General features: G+C 60.5%; 6 protein-coding genes and 2 pseudogenes. 4 read left to right on the forward strand and 4 right to left on the reverse strand.

The genetic code is table 11. From position 1 onward, the window contains the following. Window positions 1-9 precede the first annotated feature (9 nt). Entirely contained in the window at window positions 10-1,005 is a 996-nt protein-coding gene (dusA, locus tag PG5_RS04655) for a tRNA dihydrouridine(20/20a) synthase DusA (protein ID WP_081648139.1), read from the reverse strand. Between the two features lie 582 nt (window positions 1,006-1,587). Between dusA and PG5_RS33190 the strand changes: the two genes are divergently transcribed. Beyond that, the gene (locus tag PG5_RS33190; protein ID WP_256228038.1) at window positions 1,588-2,415 is read left to right on the forward strand and encodes a fibronectin type III domain-containing protein; all 828 of its coding nucleotides are present in this window, start codon (window positions 1,588-1,590) and stop codon (window positions 2,413-2,415) included. A gap of 33 nt (window positions 2,416-2,448) precedes the next feature. Here the strand turns inward: PG5_RS33190 and PG5_RS33195 are convergent. Both PG5_RS33195 and PG5_RS04665 read right to left on the reverse strand, forming a co-directional pair. Further along, window positions 2,449-2,649: pseudogene (locus PG5_RS33195) on the reverse strand (transposase); the annotation flags it as partial. A 253-nt stretch (window positions 2,650-2,902) separates the two neighbouring features. Beyond that, window positions 2,903-3,805, reverse strand: a complete 903-nt coding sequence (locus PG5_RS04665) for a universal stress protein (protein ID WP_020795933.1) — start codon at window positions 3,803-3,805, stop codon at window positions 2,903-2,905. 386 nt (window positions 3,806-4,191) lie between these two features. On the opposite strand from PG5_RS04665, the gene PG5_RS04670 reads away from it, so the two are divergent. Continuing rightward, on the forward strand, window positions 4,192-5,169 hold the full coding sequence (locus PG5_RS04670) for a TerC family protein (RefSeq protein WP_020795935.1): 978 nt from the start codon (window positions 4,192-4,194) through the stop codon (window positions 5,167-5,169). A gap of 507 nt (window positions 5,170-5,676) precedes the next feature. Here the strand turns inward: PG5_RS04670 and PG5_RS04675 are convergent. After that, window positions 5,677-6,225 carry an RNA polymerase factor sigma-70 gene (locus tag PG5_RS04675; protein WP_020795936.1) on the reverse strand — a complete coding sequence of 183 codons (549 nt, stop codon included), beginning with the start codon at window positions 6,223-6,225 and terminating at the stop codon, window positions 5,677-5,679. Between the two features lie 382 nt (window positions 6,226-6,607). On the opposite strand from PG5_RS04675, the gene PG5_RS04680 reads away from it, so the two are divergent. Further along, entirely contained in the window at window positions 6,608-19,603 is a 12,996-nt protein-coding gene (locus PG5_RS04680) for a non-ribosomal peptide synthetase (RefSeq protein WP_020795938.1), read from the forward strand. Beyond that, window positions 19,604-19,793, forward strand: a pseudogene (locus tag PG5_RS34745) (alpha/beta hydrolase); the annotation flags it as partial. It lies immediately after the preceding gene. Window positions 19,794-19,911: the final 118 nt, after the last annotated feature.

The following is a 19,911-nucleotide window of genomic DNA, read 5'->3' on the forward strand; positions in this document are numbered from 1 at the left end:
GCGGGGCGCTCAACGCCCCTCGAGCAACCCGGCCGCCTGATCCAGCAAGGCCAAAGGCTCCTTCGCCTTGTGGATATCCACCGACAGCAACTGGCGAAACTTGCGCGCCCCCGGAAACCCGGTGCCCAGCCCCAGTACATGCCGGGTGATATGGTGCATCGCCCCGCCGGTTTCCAGGTGCGCGGCGATATAAGGCCGCAACTGCGCCAACGCCTCGGCGCGCGTGATCACCGGCGCCGTGCTGCCAAACAACTGCTGATCCACCTCGGCCATCACGTAAGGGTTGTGATAAGCCTCACGCCCGAGCATCACCCCATCGAACGTCTGCAAATGCTCGTGACAGGCTTCCAGGCTCTTGATCCCGCCGTTGAGAATAATCTCCAGCTCCGGAAAATCCGCCTTCAACCGCGCAGCCACGTCATAACGCAACGGCGGAATATCGCGGTTCTCCTTCGGCGACAACCCCTCCAGAATCGCAATCCGCGCATGCACGGTAAAACTGGTGCAACCGGCATCACGCACCGTACCAACGAAATCGCACAGATCTTCATAACTGTCACGGCCATTGATCCCGATCCGATGCTTCACCGTCACCGGAATCGACACCGCATCGCGCATCGCCTTCACACAATCGGCCACCAACTGCGGGTGCCCCATCAGGCACGCCCCGATCATATTGTTCTGCACCCGGTCACTGGGGCAGCCCACATTCAGATTCACCTCATCGTACCCATGCTCCTGCGCCATCCGCGCACACGCCGCCAAGTCAAGTGGCACACTGCCACCTAACTGCAACGCCAACGGATGCTCGGCTTCGTTGTGGCGCAGGAACCGCTCGTGATCGCCGTTGAGCAAGGCACCGGTGGTGACCATTTCGGTGTAGAGCAGGGCGTTCTTCGACAGCAGGCGCAGGAAGAAACGGCAGTGCCGGTCGGTCCAATCCATCATCGGGGCGACGGAGAAGCGGCGGGAGAGTGGGGCGGGTGTGGCGTTGGATACGGACATGGGGGATCTGGAATCGGTGAGGCTGGGAGGTGGGGGAGTTTATCAGGATTGGGGTTGTGGGGGTTTGGTGAGTCTTGACTCGCTTTGGCCCCCCCTAGCGCACTTTGCCATCACCCAAAGGTGTCACTCAGCAAGGTTTCATTATGGACAGGCGGGTAAACGGAGCCGGAAAAATATATAGGCCCACCCTGTTTGTATTTATTTGTCCGGATTTTACGTTTTGGTGATAGCCGTAATTTCGATAGGGTCTAAAAACTGGCATTTCTTACAGTGCCCAAGAGTCGAATGTGCAGTGAAAATACGAACGTACCATTAATTTTCAGATGAGGGCGAACAGATGATCAAGAGTATTGAATGTTCTCTTTGTGTTCCTTGGGATCAGGGGCTCGACCGAATGATTGAGGGGCTTTAACACGAGTGGGAGTTTCAGGTTGCGATTAATTACTAGCAGAATTGCTAGTATTCTTAATTGTATTTTTGTGATTAGATAAGTTTGTACTGATTTCATGCAGGCTGTTTTGTTAATGCGGTCTTGAATAACAAGTGCTGAAGGGTAACTATTAATCATTTTGGAGAATGTGTATGAACGCTGAAGTTAATATGCCTCCTTTGGAGTTTAAAATCAATTATATAACCTGGACTACTTTTCAGGTGGAAGCGACGTCGCCTGCGGTTACGTATATTCTTACTGACTATTCCTTTGGTGTTCCAACTGAGCGGTATAGAGGGCCGAATGGAAGAATTACCTTAGATAACTTAACGAAAAATACAAACTACAGTTTTACGCTCGTTGGGTACGTTCCGCCGTTTGGAAATACAGAACCAGCTTTGGTCGAATTCAAGACCCCCGACCGAATGCAACCCAAGCCTCCAAGCTTCTTCGAGCCCTTCAATCAGACTCTCGATCAGGTTTCCTTTTTTTGGAGTCCCGGTGAAGTTGAAGGTGGTGAGCCTCGTTATGAGATACGCCGAGATAAGAGTTTACTCGATACCCCAAAAACACCTCCCTATACCGATACCACTCCAGAACAGGGGCGGGACCACTCCTACTGCATTCGTACCTTTGATGATGGATTCACTTTCTCAGAGCCTGTTTGTGTCAATGTCTACTTCGAGGATCTTACCGCGCCCACCAAACCTACAGGGTTAAGAACCTCAAATTTGGCCTTGCAGTTGAGCTGGGATGAGTCATATGACAGTTCTGGGGATATTACTTATATCGTCGATAAAGGTATCGATGATGAATTGGGGCGCACGAAACAACTGGAATTTTCCATTACCGGGCTGGAAGCGGGGGTGCGATACGAGTTTGGTGTGACAGCGATCGATAATTCCAACAACAAGTCAGATCGAGAAATCATTTCTTATCCCGCAATCGGTATTTCTCTTAAGGATAAGCGGGGGGTGTAATGAATCCTGTGTAAACGGGGGTGGCTGGTAATCCTGCAAAAGCCTGTCTTCGAACTGGATACTGAACCTGTTCAAGGCTCCCGCCCAGTCCCTGATTGGCATTGTCCACTTCTTGCTGATGTTGTTCAGCGCCAGATAAAAGAGCTTCATTACCGCATCGTCAGTCGGGAATGAGGCTCTGCTTTTGGTGACCTTGCGCAGGCTCATGTTGATCGACTCGATGGCGCAGGCGGTGATGGCTCCTTTCTAAATAGCATCGGAGTTCCATCCATGTTCAAGGCGCAGGTCATCATGTCAGGTGAGCTGGCTGTGAACGGGCGTTGGATCGACTCGACTCAACTGAGTAGCCACGTTTTTTGGGCGAGGGGGGGCTTTCGCGCCCTTCGGCTGCGAAGTCGTTGTAAAGCACCACTGGGGTAGAAGACTATTCTTACGCCAATGGTGTTCTACAAAAAACTTTTCCCCTTTTCCCCTGCCGTTTTTTCGTTCAGTGATCCGCTTCTCCCTTGATGGCCAAAACGCTGCAGGGCACCTGATACAGAACATGCTCCGTGGTACTGCCAATCAGCTTGTCCACCCCTTTGTGATGGGTATTTCCCATTACGAAGACATCCGCTCGAGTATGAGTGGCAAAGTCGGCCATCGCTTTCGTTGGCGGCCCAGCAATGAAATGTTGTCGCTCAGGTGGCACGCCGTGGCGTCCGGCCAAGGCAACGAAGCACTTTTCAAGTGACCGGCGCACGTCGTTGGCGAAGCCTGGCATCGTCACGGCGCCAGCACCTGCATCAGAGAAATGTGTGTGGGTTAGTTCATAGGCATACAACATGTGCAATTCAGCTTCGCATTGCGCGGCCATTTCGCTCGCCGCCTGAATGATACTGTCGTTGATTGCGCTGATCTGACCCTCAGGATGCGATGGATCAACCGCCGCCACTATTACTCGAGGAAGCGGACACCTGACTTCGCTGACCAGATGTACAGCGCTCGGACATTCGCGTAACAACTGCCAATCCAAAGGCGTGATGAATACACGTTTGAGCGCTGATTCATGGTGTACGTCCTTGATAATCAGGTCAGGCTGCATTTCAGCCACATGCCCAAGGATTTCTTGCAGCGGGTCACGGGTCAATGCAACTTCGGTGGTCACAGTGATGCCCTTCCTGCGCATGAGTTCGGCCTCATCCGTCAGCCACTGCAGGTTCTCCTGCCGGCAACTCTCACGAAGCTGTTCACTGTTGCTCATTAACCGCATAAGGTCGAAGTCTTCGATGAACACCGCAATATGCAGCGCTGCGCCTGTAGCGTCGGCCAATGCGATTGCCCGCTCCATCGCCGGCGAGTGACGCATGGTGGGACCTGCGATCAGAAAGAGTCGTTGATACTGCCTCATATGACACCTCCAACGTTCCGGGTTATCCGCTAGCGCCCCCAGCACTCTCGCTTGTCCCACCATTGGCGATCTTTTATCGCCTCAACTACCTGGATCGACACTATCAATATACGCCAGCATCACCGGCTTACCAGTTGCCAAGACTGTCGAAGGGTGTAGCAGACCTTTCCATCACGATCGAGCAAGAGACGAGACTGCTGGAAGCGCGCGCCACGCCACCCGTCTTGACCACGGAGCATAACCAATGCGGTTGCTGGTAGTTGAGCACCTGAATCAATACTTCGTAAAAAACGAACTATTCGCAACGAATAAACGATTTTTGTTGTGGTAACAGGCTCGCTAGCATGACTCCTCCAGCCTATTGCTGCTTCATGCGGAGACAGTAGATGACGGCCATCAGCGTCGGCCAACCCTGGATGTGGGCCGCCTTCATCGTGTTCGTCCTTGCCATGCTGGCGCTCGATCTGTTCGTCTTCGGCGGGCGCAAGGCGCATCGTGTTTCGGTCCGCGAAGCGCTGGCCTGGGTCATCGCCTGGGTCAGCCTGGCACTGGTCTTCGCCGCTCTGCTCTGGTGGTATCTGCACAGCCATGTCGGTGCCGAAGTGGCCCAGCGTACAACGCTCGAATTTCTCACCGGCTACCTGATCGAACAGTCGCTGTCGATCGACAACATGTTCGTTTTCGTCATGATCTTCGGCTACTTCGCCGTGCCGCCAGAGTTGCAGCGCCGTGTCTTGCTCTATGGCGTGCTCGGGGCCATCGTCATGCGCGCCGGTATGATTTTCGCCGGCGTCTGGCTGGTGCAGGAGTTTGCCTGGCTACTCTATGTCTTTGGTGCTTTCCTCGTCATCACCGGCATCAAGATGCTGATCTTCGCCAACCAGCAGCCAGACCTCGAAAAGAACCCTTTGCTGCGCTGGCTGCGCAGCCATCTTCGCATCACCGACGGCTTTCACGGCGAGCACTTCTTCGTGCGCCAGAACGGCCTGCGCTGGGCGACGCCGATGTTCCTGGTGCTGGTACTGATCGAGGCCAGCGACCTGGTGTTCGCGGTGGATAGCATCCCGGCTATCTTCGCCGTCACCACGGACCCGTTTATCGTGTTCACCTCCAACATCTTCGCCATCATGGGCCTGCGCGCACTGTATTTTCTGCTTGCCGACATGGCCGACCGCTTTCACTTGCTCAAATATGGCCTGGCCATCGTACTGGTGTTCATCGGCGGCAAGATGCTGGTCGCGCCGTGGTGGCACGTGCCGATCCAATGGTCGCTGACCACAGTCGGCGGCATCATCTTGGTTTCCGTCCTGTTGAGCCTGACTTTAACGAAGAGCAAAACACGGGTTACGGGAGAACAACGATAGCATCACAAACCCTTACTGAGCTTTGGGGCGCGCTACCAAGCTGTGAAACTTTCAATCTGTTGATGAGGCGGCAGAAATGTAGGAGGTTTCCCTCAATACGCGCCGAATTCGCCCATCTTTTACCGTCCCCAATCAAGCCCTTCACGTGATCTAGACGCACAGGCGCCACCTGAATTTATGCAGTCACTTTTTTCATGTGTGCTGTTAAATTATGGCGGGTGTGTGCGGGGCACTTTCGGGTGCGCCGGGTTCCTGGATTCCCGGTCTTCCACACCTGCGCGCACGTCGACCCGCCCAGCAGTGTATGAAGGCACGGGCGGCAACCGGAAGTGAGTGGTAATAAACAGACGGACGTCCCTGAGTGACGTCCTTTTTAGTTGAGACCCCAGCAATACTGAAAGGGCAGTGCGCTTGTCAGCAGTTTCAGCGAATACAGTTCAGGTTTGCTGCATGACGACTGATTCGTCCCGAATCTCAGAACGGCCTTCTTGATCCCACGATCAAGCCTCAACGCTGGGCAAACGTATCCCCCCGACTCCCCGACACCTTCCGGCAATGCACCAACGCATCCCTAATCATGAAGTTCACCAACGTCGGTGACACCCCCAACTCCTTGGCAATGTCCTTCTGCGGCACGCCATGCAAGCGGTACATCTCAAAGGCATAACGCGTGCGGCTTGGCAGTTCGGTCAGGGCGTCGGCGATGTTTTCCAGGGTGGAGAAGTTGATGTGCGAGGTTTCCGGGGAGGCGCCCTGGATGACCACGTTGAGGCCTTCTTCTTCAGGGCCGGAGTATTTCTGTTCCAGGGCCTGCTTGCGGTAGTGGTCGATGGCCAGGTTGCGCACGATCTGGAACAGGTAGCTGAGCTGCGCCTTGAAGGAGGAGGTGATGTTCGGCGCCGATTGCAGGCGGAAGAAAGCATCTTGCACCACATCTTCGGCGCGCGAGCGGCAGCCGGTGATGCGGGCTGCAATCTTGACCAGTATCAGTCGATTGTCGACGAAGGCTTGAAGTAGCGGCGAATCGCACCTGCTTGTGGACGCTTGTTCCGTCATTGGAAATCACCTTGCTGCCAATAGGTTAGTGGGACGACAAGAAGGCCGGGGCCGCCCTACACATCGAGCGACAAATTATGTTGAATGATAATGATTGTCAATTGAGAAAGAGAAGTAATGCGCATTGAAGGTGCAGAGTGAGAACTGCGACACGCTGTCGCGCCACGGCCCGGTTGGCGCTCATGCCTGGCGACTAATTATTTCCAGGCGTCATCCGTTCTCAAGGAAGAAATTGCACAGCGCAACCCTCATCACCCCGTAGGAACGAGCTCGCTCGCGATGGTCGTCAATGATGACGATGGGCGCCTGACACCCCGCGGCGTTCTCCGGATTTTCGCGAGCAGGCTCGCTCCTACCAAGCCGAATTCAGGCAGGAAACCTCATGACCGACGCGTTCGAAATCCCCAGCACACTGGTCCAAGCCCTCCAGCGCCGCGCGGCCCTGACGCCGGATCGGGTGGCCTTGCGTTTTCTTGCCGAAACCCGGGACCAGGCTGTGGTGCTCAGTTATCGCGAGCTGGATCAGCGGGCGCGGACGATTGCCGGCGCGTTGCAGGCCGAGGCCGGTTTTGGCGAGCGCGCGGTGTTGTTGTTTCCCAGCGGGCCGGATTACGTCGCGGCATTCTTCGGTTGCCTGTACGCCGGGGTGATCGCGGTGCCGGCCTATCCGCCGGAGTCGGCGCGTCGGCATCATCAGGAGCGGCTGCTGTCGATCATCGGCGATGCCGAGCCGCGCCTGTTGCTGACCAGTGCCGGCCTGCGCGATTCGCTGCTGCAAATCGAAGGGGCGCCGCCGCTGTTGTGTGTCGATACCCTCGACAGCGCCCACGCCGAACGCTGGGTCGCGCCAGCCCTGGTAGACGCTGACATCGCCTTCCTGCAATACACCTCTGGTTCCACCGCATTGCCCAAGGGCGTGCAGGTCAGCCACGGCAACCTGGTGGCCAACGAATTGCTGATCCGCCACGGTTTCGGTATCGACCTGAACCCCGACGACGTGATCGTCAGCTGGTTGCCGCTGTATCACGACATGGGCCTGATCGGCGGCCTGTTGCAGCCGATTTTCAGTGGCGTGCCGTGCGTGTTGATGTCGCCGGCGTACTTCCTCGGCCGGCCGCTGCGCTGGCTGGAAGCGATCAGTGAATACGGCGGCACCATTAGTGGCGGGCCGGATTTTGCCTATCGCCTGTGCAGTGAACGGGTCAGTGAGTCGGCCCTGGAACGCCTCGACTTGAGCGGCTGGCGCGTGGCCTATTCCGGGTCGGAACCGATTCGCCTCGACACCCTGGAACGTTTCGCCGAGAAGTTCGCCAGCTGCGGTTTCAGCGAAGACAGTTTCATGGCCTCCTACGGTCTGGCGGAAGCCACGCTGTTCGTCGCCGGTACTCCGCGCGGCCAAGGCATCGGCAATTTGCGAGTGGACGACCGGGCCCTGGCGCAAAACCGTGCCGAAGCCGGCGAGGGCAGCGCGATCATGAGCTGCGGCGTCAGCCAGCCGGATCACACGGTGTTGATCATGGACCCGGCATCGCTCAACGAACTGGCTGACAACGCGGTCGGCGAAGTCTGGGCCAGCGGCCCGAGCATCGCCCACGGTTACTGGCGCAACCCCGAAGCCTCGGCCAAGACCTTCGTCCAGCACGCAGGTAAAAAATGGCTGCGCACCGGTGACCTGGGTTTCACGCGCGACGGTGAGCTGTTCATCACCGGGCGCCTGAAAGACATGCTGATCGTGCGCGGGCACAACCTTTATCCACAAGACATCGAACAGACCGTCGAGCGTGAAGTGGAAGTGGTGCGCAAGGGGCGCGTCGCCGCCTTTGCGGTCAATATCGATGGCCAGGAAGGCATCGGCATCGCTGCGGAGATCAGCCGCAGTGTGCAAAAAATCCTCCCGCCCGAGGCCTTGATCAAGGCTATCCGCCAGGCCGTGGCCGAGGCGTACCAGGAAGCGCCGAGCGTGGTGGTGCTGCTCAATCCGGGCGCCTTGCCCAAGACTTCCAGCGGCAAACTGCAACGCTCGGCGTGCCGCAATCGCCTGGCCGAAGGCAGCCTCGACAGTTATGCGCTGTTCCCTTCGGCGGTCACAGAAAGCACAGGCAACGTTGAGTCCGCCTGTGAGTTGCAAAGCCTGATCGGCCAGATCTGGTGCGAGCAATTGCAGGTCCAGCAGGTCGCTGCCGACGATCACTTCTTCCTGCTGGGCGGCAACTCCATCGCGGCCACGCAAGTGGTGGCGCGTCTGCGGGAACAACTTGGCCTGGAGCTGAACCTGCGCCTGCTGTTCGAAGCGCCGACCCTTGGTGCCTTCGCCGACGCGGTGGCGTGGCAACAGCAGGACGGTGGCCTCGCCCAAGGCGCGATCAGCGCGCTGTCGCGTAGCGAGGCCATGCCGCAATCCCTGGCGCAGAATCGCCTGTGGATCACCTGGCAGCTCGACCCGCAGAGCAGCGCCTACAACATTCCCGGTGCCTTGCGCCTGCGCGGCGAACTGGACGAAGACGCCCTGCGCGGCAGTTTCCAGCAGTTGATCGAGCGCCACGAATCCCTGCGCACACGTTTCTTCGAGCGTGACGGGGTGGCGCTGCAGCAGGTCGTTACGGCCGCTGAATTCAATCTGCAACGCATCGATATCAGCGATCTGCCGCTGGCCGAGCGTGAAGCCAAGGCTCGGCAAATCCGCGAGGACGAAGCGCGCACTCAGTTCGACCTGGAGAAGGGGCCGTTGCTCTGGGTAACGCTGGTGCGCCTCGACGACGAAGATCACCAACTGCTGGTGACGCTGCATCACATCATCGCTGACGGCTGGTCGATGAATGTGTTGATCGACGAATTTTCCCGGCTGTACGCGGCGGCTGCCCAAGGACAACAAGCCACGCTCGCGCCACTGCCGACCCAGTACGCCGACTACGGCAGTTGGCAGCGCCAATGGCTGGCGCAAGGGGAGGGCGAGCGCCAACTGGCTTATTGGAAGGCGCAGTTGGGCGATGAGCATCCAACCCTGAACCTGGCCACCGACCACCCGCGCTCGGCGCAACAGTTGCACAGCGCCGCCCGCCATACCGTGCGCCTGGGGGCGGACTTGAGCGATGCCATTCGCCAGACCGCCCAGGCCCATCAAGCCACGCCGTACATGCTCTTGCTGGCCGCGTTTCAGAGCCTGTTGCATCGCTACAGCGGGCAGCGCGACATCCGCATCGGCGTGCCGAATGCCAACCGCCCACGCCTGGAAACCCAAGGCCTGATCGGCTTCTTCATCAATACCCAGGTGCTGCGCGCCGAGGTGGATTCGCGCCTGCCATTCGTTGAGTTGTTGGCACAAACCCGACAGGCTGCCTTGGGGGCGCAGGCGCATCAGGATCTGCCGTTCGAGCAACTGCTCGAGGCCTTCCCCCAGGCGCGCGAACAGGGCCTGTTCCAGGTCATGTTCAACCACCAGCAACGGGATCTCAGCGCCTTGAAACGCCTACCCGGGCTGCTTGCCGAGGAACTGCCGTGGCACAGTCGCGAGGCCAAGTTCGACCTGCAGTTGCACAGCGAAGAAGATCGCAACGGGCGCCTGAGCCTGTCCTTCGACTACGCCAGCGAGCTGTTCGATGCCGCGACCATCGAACGCCTGGCTGAGCACTACAGCCGCCTGTTGCGCGCCATTAGTGAACAACCTGAAACCGCCATCGGTGATCTGCCACTGCTGATCGGAACTGAAATAAATCAGCAAGCCGAATGGGCCGTGGCTCCGTGCCCACCCGCCAGCCAGTGGCTGCCGGAACTGCTCAACCAACAAGCCCGTCAGACACCGGAACGCACCGCGCTGCTGTGGGACGGCGGCAGCCTCGATTTCGCCGAACTGCACACCCAGGCCAATCGTCTGGCCCACTACCTGCGTGACAAAGGCGTCGGTCCGGATGTGTGCGTGGCCATTGCCGGCGAACGCTCGCCGCAACTGTTGATCGGACTGCTGGCGATCATCAAGGCCGGTGGCGCCTACGTGCCACTCGATCCGGATTACCCCGCCGAACGGCTGGCCTACATGCTCAGCGACAGCGGCGTCGAGTTGCTGCTGACGCACACTCAATTGCTCGAGCGCTTGCCAGCGAGCGACGGCGTCAGCGTGATCGCGATGGACGCCCTGCACCTGGAAAACTGGCCAAGCCACACGCCGGGCCTGCACCTGCACGGCGACAACCTGGCCTACGTGATCTACACCTCCGGCTCGACCGGGCAACCGAAAGGCGTCGGCAACACCCAAGCGGCCCTCGCCGAACGTCTGCAATGGATGCAGGACACCTACAGCCTGAATGAAACCGATGTGCTGATGCAAAAAGCGCCGATCAGTTTCGACGTGTCGGTGTGGGAGTGCTTCTGGCCACTGATTACTGGGGCCCGGCTGCTGCTGGCCGGGCCGGGTGAACACCGCGATCCGCAGCGCATCGCGCAGCTGGTTCAAGCCTACGGCGTGACCACGCTGCACTTCGTGCCGCCGCTGCTGGCGTTGTTCATCGACGAACCGCTCAGCGCCGAATGCACCAGCCTGCGTCGGTTGTTCTCCGGTGGCGAAGCGCTGCCCGCCGAACTGCGCAACCGCACGCTGGCACAACTGCCGGCCGTGCAACTGCATAACCGCTACGGCCCGACGGAAACCGCGATCAACGTGACCCATTGGCACTGCTCCAGCGCCGATGGCGAGCGCTCGCCGATTGGCCGGCCGCTGGGCAACGTGATCTGCCGCGTACTCGACCATGATCTGAATCCCCTGCCGGCCGGCGTGCCGGGTGAACTGTGCATCAGCGGCATCGGCCTGGCTCGCGGTTATCTGGGCCGCCCGGGCATGACCGCCGAGCGTTTTGTCGTCGATCCACTGGGCGAGCAGGGCGCGCGTCTGTACCGCACCGGTGACCGTGCGCGCTGGACCACCGATGGGGTGATCGAATACCTCGGACGTCTCGATCAGCAGGTCAAGCTGCGCGGCTTCCGCGTCGAGCCGGAAGAAATCGAAGCGCGGTTGTTGGCGCAAGAAGGTGTCGCCCAGGCGGTGGTGCTGGTGCGCGAAACGTCCGCCGGCGGCCAGTTGATCGGTTACTACACCGCCGACTCTACTGAATCCGAAGAAGCCCAAAGCACCCGCCTGAAAAACGTGCTGGCGGCGGAACTGCCGGAATACATGGTCCCGTCACAGCTGATGCGCCTGGACGAGATGCCCCTCAGCCCGAGCGGTAAACTCGACCGTCGTGCCTTGCCGGAACCGCAGTGGCAGGTGCGCGAACACGTCGAACCGGTGACCGAACTGCAACGGCAAATCGCCGACATCTGGCGTGCAGTACTGGGCCTGGGGCAAGTCGGCCTGGGCGATGACTTCTTCGCCCTTGGCGGCCATTCGCTGCTGGCCACGCAAATCATCTCCCGCACGCGTCAGGCCTGCGACGTCGAGTTGCCTTTGCGCGCCCTGTTCGAAAACAGCGGGCTGGGCGCCTTTGCCGAACAGGTGCGCCTGATCCAGGCCAGCGGTCGTACCAACGAACAGCCGCCAATCGCCCAGGTCGACCGAAGCCAAGCGGTGCCGTTGTCCTATTCCCAACAGCGCATGTGGTTCCTCTGGCAGATGGAACCGGACAGCCCGGCCTACAACGTCGGTGGCATGGCGCGCCTGCGCGGGGTGCTCGATGTCGAGCGTTTCGAGGCCGCGTTGCAGGCGTTGATCATGCGTCACGAAACCCTGCGCACCACTTTCCCCAGTGTCGATGGCGTCGCGCGCCAACAGGTGCATGCCTCAACCTCAGTGCGCATCGACTGCAAGGACTTTACCGCGCTGGATGCCGATGGCCGTGAGTGGCAAGTCCAGCAACTGGCCGACGATGAGGCGCACAAACCCTTCGATCTGGAAACCGGCCCGCTGCTGCGCGCCTGCCTGGTCAAGACAGCCGAACAGGAGCACTACCTGGTGCTGACCCTGCACCACATCGTCACCGAAGGCTGGGCGATGGACATCTTTGCCCGGGAACTCAGTGTGCTCTACGAAGCCTTCGTCGAGGAACGCGAATCACCGCTGGCGCCGTTGCCGGTGCAGTACCTGGATTACAGCGTCTGGCAGCGCCAATGGCTGGAGTCCGGTGAACGCCAGCGCCAGCTCGACTACTGGACCGCACAACTGGGCCGTGAGCATCCGCTGCTGGAATTGCCGGCCGACCGTCCGCGTCCTCCGGTACAAAGCCACCAGGGCGAGTTGTACCGTTTCGACCTGAGCGACGATCTGGCGGCACGGGTGCGTGCCTTCAATGCGCAAAACGGCTTGACCCTGTTCATGACCATGACCGCCGCCCTGGCCACGCTGCTGTATCGCTATAGCGGCCAGACCGACCTGCGCATCGGCGCGCCGGTGGCCAACCGCATTCGCCCGGAAAGCGAAGGGCTGATCGGCGCGTTCCTCAACACCCAGGTGCTGCGTTGCCAGCTCGATGGGCAGATGTCCGTCGGCGAGTTGTTCGAGCAGGTTCGCCACACCGTGATCGAGGGCCAGTCCCATCAGGACCTGCCATTCGATCATCTGGTGGAAGCCTTGCAGCCACCGCGCAGCGCCGCCTACAACCCGCTGTTCCAGGTAATGTGCAACGTTCAGCGCTGGGAATTCCAGCAGAGCCGCAGCCTGGCTGGCATGACCGTGCAATACCTGGCCAACGATGCCCGCGCGACCAAGTTCGACCTCAACCTGGAAGTCACCGACCTCGACCATCGCCTCGGTTGCTGCCTGACCTACAGCACCGATCTGTTCGACGAGCCGCGCATTGCGCGCATGGCCGCGCACTGGCGCAACCTGCTTGAGACGCTGATTGCCGATCCGCAGCAGCGCCTCAGTGAGTTGCCGTTGCTCGACATCGGTGAACGACAACAGCTGCTCGACAGCCTGGGCGTCGAGCCGGGCGCGCATCGACTCGACCAGTGCATCCATCAGCTGTTCAGCGAACAGGCCCGGGCGCGTCCCGATGCGCCGGCCCTGACGTTTGCCGGGCACACCCTGAGCTACGCCGAACTCGACAGCCGCGCCAATCGCCTGGCCTGGATGCTGCGCGAGCGCGGCGTGGGCCCGCAGGTGCGGGTGGGCCTGGCGCTGGAGCGTTCGCTGGAGATGGTCATCGGCCTGCTGGCGATCCTCAAGGCCGGCGGCGCCTACGTGCCGCTGGACCCGGAATACCCGCTGGATCGCTTGCTCTACATGATCGAAGACAGCGGCGTCGGTTTGCTGCTCAGTGACGCGGCGATGTTCCAGGCCCTTGGCGATTTGCCCGCGGGCGTCGGCCGCTGGTGCCTGGAGGAAGACTCTGCGGCGCTTGCCAATTATCCCGTCTGCGAACTGCCTGACATCAGCCTGCCGCAACATCAGGCTTACTTGATCTACACCTCGGGTTCCACCGGTAAACCCAAAGGCGTGGTGGTGTCCCACGGCGAAATCGCCATGCATTGCCGCGCGGTGATCGAGCGTTTCGGCATGCGCCCGGACGACTGCGAGTTGCACTTCTATTCGATCAACTTCGACGCCGCCACCGAGCGCTTGTTGGCGCCGCTGCTGAGCGGTGCACAGGTTGTGCTGCGTGCCCAGGGCCAATGGGACGCGCAAGAGATCTGCGAACTGATCCGTCGCCACCATATCAATATCCTCGGTTTCACCCCGAGCTACGGCAGCCAGTTGGCGCAGTGGCTGGCAACGCAGAACGCAACCTTGCCGGTGCGCATGATTATCACCGGTGGCGAAGCGCTGACCGGCGAACACCTGGCGCGGATTCGTGCGGCGTTCAAGCCGAGCCTGTTCTTCAATGCCTACGGCCCGACGGAAACCGTGGTCATGCCCCTGGCCAGCCTGGCCCCCGAAGCATTGGAAGAAGGCGCCGGCAGCGTACCGATCGGCAGCGTGATCGGCGACCGCGTGGCGTACATTCTCGATGCCGACCTGGCGTTGCTGCCACAGGGTGCGACCGGCGAGTTGTACGTCGGTGGTGCCGGCCTGGCCCAGGGTTACCACCGGCGTGCAGGCATGACGGCGGAACGCTTTGTTGCCGATCCGTTTGCCGGCGACGGCGGGCGTATCTACCGTACCGGCGACCTGGTGCGCCAGCGCGCCGATGGCCTGGTGGAATACCTCGGGCGAATCGACCATCAAGTGAAGATCCGCGGTTTCCGCATTGAACTGGGCGAGATCGAAAGCCGTTTGCTGGAACATCCATCGGTACGTGAAGCGGTGGTGTTGGCGCTCGATGCACCGAGCGGCAAACAACTGGTTGGCTATCTGGTATCCGACGTCGCCGAACAGGACGAGTCGCATCAAGCCGCACTGCGTGAATCACTCAAGTCGCACCTCAAGTCCCAGCTGCCGGATTACATGGTGCCCACGCACCTGATCCTGATGGCGAGCATGCCGCTGACCGCCAACGGCAAACTCGACCGTCGCGCACTGCCTGCACCAGACCCGGAGCTGAACCGTCAGCAGTATGTGGCGCCCAGCAACGAGCTGGAGCTGACCTTGGCGCAGATCTGGTGCGAAGTGCTGAACGTCAAACAGGTCGGGCGCAACGATAACTTCTTTGAGCTTGGTGGCGACTCGATCCTGTCGATCCAGGTGGTCAGCCGCGCGCGCCAGCAGGGCATTCACTTCAGCCCTCGCGACCTGTTCCAGCACCAGACCGTGCAGACCCTCGCCGCCGTGGCGGCTCGCACCGGGCAGGTCACCGCCGAGCAAGGCTTGCTCAGCGGCGAGTCGCGCCTGACGCCGATCCAGCACTGGTTCTTCGACACCGCCATTGCCCAGCGCCAACACTGGAACCAGGCGTTGCTGTTGCAACCGAGCGAGGCCCTGGAACCCCATCGCCTGGAGCAAGCTTTGCTGGCGGTGATTGAACAGCACGATGCGTTGCGCTTGCGCTTCCGCCAGGTGGGCGGTCAGTGGCAAGCCCGGCACCAGGCGATGTCCGATGTGCCGGTGCTGTGGCAAGTGCGCGTCGCGTCCATGGACCAATGCGCCGCCCTGTTCGCCGACGCCCAGCGCAGCCTCGATCTCGAAGAGGGGCCGTTGCTGCGGGTGTTGCTGGTCGACGGTCCCGAAGGTCAGCAGCGCTTGTTCATCGCGATTCACCACCTGGTAACCGACGGCGTTTCATGGCGCGTGCTGCTGGAAGATCTGCAGAGCGTCTATCGCCAACTTGACGCACAACAGCCGGTGCAAATGCCGGCCAAGACCAGTGCCTTCAAGGACTGGGCCGCCCGCTTGCAGGCCTATGCCGGCAGCGAATCCCTGCGTGAAGAACTGAGCTGGTGGCAGGCGCAGTTGGCCGGACCGAGCGCCGAATTGCCCTGTGATCGACCGCAGGGTGGTCGGCAGCATCGCCATGCGCAAACCGTCAGCGTGCGCCTCGACAGCGAGCGCACCCGGCAATTGCTGCAACAGGCACCGAGTGCATATCGCACCCAGGTCAACGACCTGCTGCTGACTGCATTGGCCCGTGTGTTGTGCCGATGGAGCGGACACACGTCGGCGCTGATTCAACTTGAAGGCCATGGTCGCGAGGCGCTGTTCGACGACATCGACCTGACCCGCACCGTCGGCTGGTTCACCAGCGCTTATCCGCTGCGCCTGACACCCGTGAACATCGAGGAGGTGGCCGGGCAGGGCGCCTCGATCAAGGCGATCAAGGAGCAATTGCGCGCCGTACCGCACAAAGGGCTGGGCTATGGCGTGCTGCGTTATCTGGCCGATGAGCCTACCCGCCAGCGCATGGCCGAGCTGCCGGCGGCGCCGATTACCTTCAACTACCTGGGGCAGTTCGACCAGAGTTTTGCGGCCGATGCACTGTTCCATCCGCTGGATGAAGCGGTTGGCGCAGCCTTTGATGCGCAGGCGCCGCTGCCGAATGAATTGAGCGTCGACAGTCAGGTCTACGGCGGCGAACTGGTGCTGCGCTGGACCTTCAGCGCCGAACGCTATGCGCCCCAGACCATCAGCGAATTGGCCAATGCTTACTTGTGTGAGTTGAGCAGCCTGATCGAGCACTGCCTGCGCGATGACGCGGGCGGCCTGACGCCGTCAGACTTCCCGCTGGCGAAACTAAACCAGGCGCAACTGGATGCACTGCCGATTGCGGCAACGCTGATCGAAGACGTCTACCCGCTGACGCCCATGCAGGAAGGCATGCTGCTGCACACCCTGTTGGAACCGGGCACGGGCCTGTACTACATGCAGGATCGCTACCGCATCGACAGCGAGCTCGATGCGCAGCGTTTCGTCCAGGCCTGGCAGGCGGTTATCGCCCGCCACGAAGCCTTGCGCGCCTCGTTCTGCTGGAACGTCGGCGAAGGCATGCTGCAGGTTATCCACAAACCGGGCAGCACGCCGATCGAATATCTGGACTGGAGCAAGATCGCCGCCGCCGAGCAGGAGCCGAAGCTGCAAGCCCTGCTCAAGTCCGAGCGCGAGGCCGGGTTCGACCTGCTCAACCAGGCACCGTTCCACTTGCGCCTGATCCGGGTGGGTGCGGCACGTTACTGGTTCATGATGAGCAACCACCACATCCTGATCGATGCCTGGTGCCGCTCCCTGCTGATGAACGACTTCTTCGAGATCTACACCGCCCTCGGCGAAGGCCGGGAAGCGCAGTTGGCCGTGGCGCCGCGTTACCGCGACTACATCGCCTGGCTGCAACACCAGAGCCTGGCCCAAGCGCGGCAATGGTGGAAAACCAACCTGCAAGGGTTCGAACGGACCACGCCGATCCCGAGCGACCGGCCGTTCCTGCGCGAACATGCCGGCGACAGCGGCGGCATGATCGTCGGCGACCGCTACACCCGCCTCGATGCCCGTGACGGTGCACGGCTGCGTGAACTGGCCCAGGCGCATCAGCTGACCATCAACACCTTTACCCAGGCGGCATGGGCCCTGGTATTGCTCAGGCTGAGTGGTGATCGCGACGTGCTGTTCGGGGTCACGGTGGCTGGACGTCCGGTCGAGATGCCAGAGATGCAACGCACCGTCGGCCTGTTCATCAACAGCATCGCACTGCGGGTGAAAATCCCTGACGACCATCAGCGTTGCAGTGTGCGCCAATGGCTGAGCGCTTTACTCGACAGCAACATGCAACTGCGTGAGTACGAGTACCTGCCGCTGGTGAGCATTCAGGAAAACAGCGAACTGCCCAAGGGCCAGCCGCTGTTCGACAGCCTGTTCGTATTCGAAAACGCCCCGGTGGAAGTCTCGGTGCTCGACCGTGCGCAAAGCCTGAATGCGACGTCGGATTCGGGCCGCACCCACACAAATTTCCCGCTGACGGCAGTGTGCTATCCGGGTGATGACCTGGGTTTGCACCTGTCCTATGACCAGCGTTATTTCGATGAATCCACGGTCGAGCGCATGCTTGGCGAGTTCAAGCGCCTGTTGCTGGCGTTGGTCGAAGGTTTCCATGGTGACATGGCGGACCTGCCGTTGCTGGGCACTGAGGAACATGAATTCCTGATCCACGGCTGCAACCAGAGCGAACATGCATACCCCTTGGAGCAGAGCTACGTTGCCTTGTTTGAAGCGCAAGTGGCTGCCCACCCGCTGCGTATTGCCGCCAGTTGTCTGGATCAGCACTACAACTATCTGGAACTGAACCAGCGCAGTAACCGCCTCGGCCATGCACTGGTTGCCGCTGGCGTCGGGCTGGATCAACCGGTGGCGCTGTTGGCCGAACGCAGCCTCGATTTGCTCGGCATGATCATTGGCAGTTTCAAGGCGGGGGCGGGTTATCTGCCGCTGGATCCGGGGCTACCGGGCCAGCGCTTGAGTCGCATCATCGACCTGAGTCGCACGCCGTTGCTAGTGTGCACTCGAGCCTGTCACGCGCAAGCACTGGCGTTGCTGGATGAATTCGGTTGCGCCAGTCGGCCTCGGTTGCTGGTCTGGGAAGAGGTACAGGCGAGCCATGTATCGGTGGCCAATCCGGGCATCTACAGCGGGCCGGATAACCTGGCCTACGTGATCTACACCTCCGGCTCCACCGGTTTGCCCAAGGGCGTGATGGTCGAGCAGCGCGGCATGCTCAACAACCAGTTGAGCAAGGTACCGTACCTGAGCCTCGGCGAGGCTGACGTGATTGCCCAGACCGCTTCGCAAAGCTTCGATATTTCCGTGTGGCAGTTCCTCGCCGCGCCGTTGTTCGGCGCGCGGGTGGACATTGTGCCGAACAGCATTGCCCACGATCCGCAGGGTTTGCTGGCGCATGTTTCGGCGCAAGGCATCACGGTGCTGGAGAGCGTGCCGTCGCTGATCCAGGGCATGCTCGTCCAGGAACGCATGCGTCTCGATGGCCTGCGCTGGATGTTGCCGACGGGGGAGGCGATGCCGCCGGAACTGGCGCATCAATGGCTGCTGCGTTACCCGGAGATCGGGCTGGTGAATGCCTATGGCCCGGCGGAATGCTCGGATGACGTGGCGTTCTTTCGCGTCGACATGGCCTCCACCCGCGGCAGCTATTTGCCGATCGGTACGCCGACCGACAATAACCGCCTGTACCTGCTCGATGGTGCGCTGCAGCTGGTGCCGCTGGGTGCGGTGGGCGAGTTGTGCGTGGCGGGCACCGGGGTTGGGCGCGGCTACGTCAGCGATCCGCTGCGCACGGCCCAGGTGTTTGTGCCCAATGCGTTTGGTGCCCCAGGCGAGCGCCTGTATCGCACCGGCGACCTGGCCCGCCGTCGCAGTGACGGCATGCTGGAATACGTCGGGCGCATCGACCATCAGGTGAAGATCCGCGGCTACCGTATCGAACTGGGTGAAATCGAAGCGCGCCTGCATGAACAGCCGCAAATGCGCGACGCGGCAGTCGGCGTGCAGGAAGGGATCAATGGCAAGCATCTGGTGGGTTATCTGGTGGCGGCGGATTCAACGTTCGATCCTGCTCATTGCCTGGAGCAGATCAAGCAACGCCTGCGCGCCGAGCTGCCGGAATACATGGTGCCGCTGCACTGGTTGTGGCTCGACAAGCTGCCGCGCAACGCCAACGGCAAACTGGATCGCAAGGCCCTGCCGGCGCTGGAGATCGGCCTGTTGCAAAGCCAGGATTACCAGGCGCCGCGCAACGACCTGGAGCAGACGTTGGCGGCTATCTGGGCCGAGGTGCTGAAGGTCGAAAAAGTCGGCATCCGCGACAACTTCTTCGAGCTCGGCGGGCATTCGTTGCTGGCCACGCAGATCGCTTCGCGGGTGCAGAAAACCCTGCAGCGTGAAGTGCCGCTGCGGGCGATGTTCGAGTGCAACACGGTAGAGGAGCTGGCCGAGTACATCGACGGGTTGGCGACAAGCGATATTACCGAGGAGAAGGTGGAGCGGTTGAATGATCTGATGGCTGAGCTGGAGGGGCTTTGATTCCGTGCTTCCTGGGCAGTTTTGCCTGAGGATCGTTTGCGTGAAAGTATCGTACCGATGGGGCGGGTTTTCTTTTGGCCGGGATGATCTGTTGCAGCGACTGGGTGAGTTGGATGCAGCGACCACGCTGGTGATCTGTGGCCATCAGGAAAAGCCGCAGCCTCATTTGGAGGCCCTTATAATGGCCAAACCATGGATGATCAGTTCAATCTTTCCGAGAAAACTACTGTCACCGTGTGTTTCGATGACTTTACCGTGCCCACTGATCCAGCCAATCTGTCAACTTCGCATCTTACTTTGATTCTGAA

The sequence above is a fragment of the Pseudomonas sp. G5(2012) genome (assembly GCF_000408945.1).
Classification (GTDB): Bacteria; Pseudomonadota; Gammaproteobacteria; order Pseudomonadales; family Pseudomonadaceae; genus Aquipseudomonas; species Aquipseudomonas umsongensis.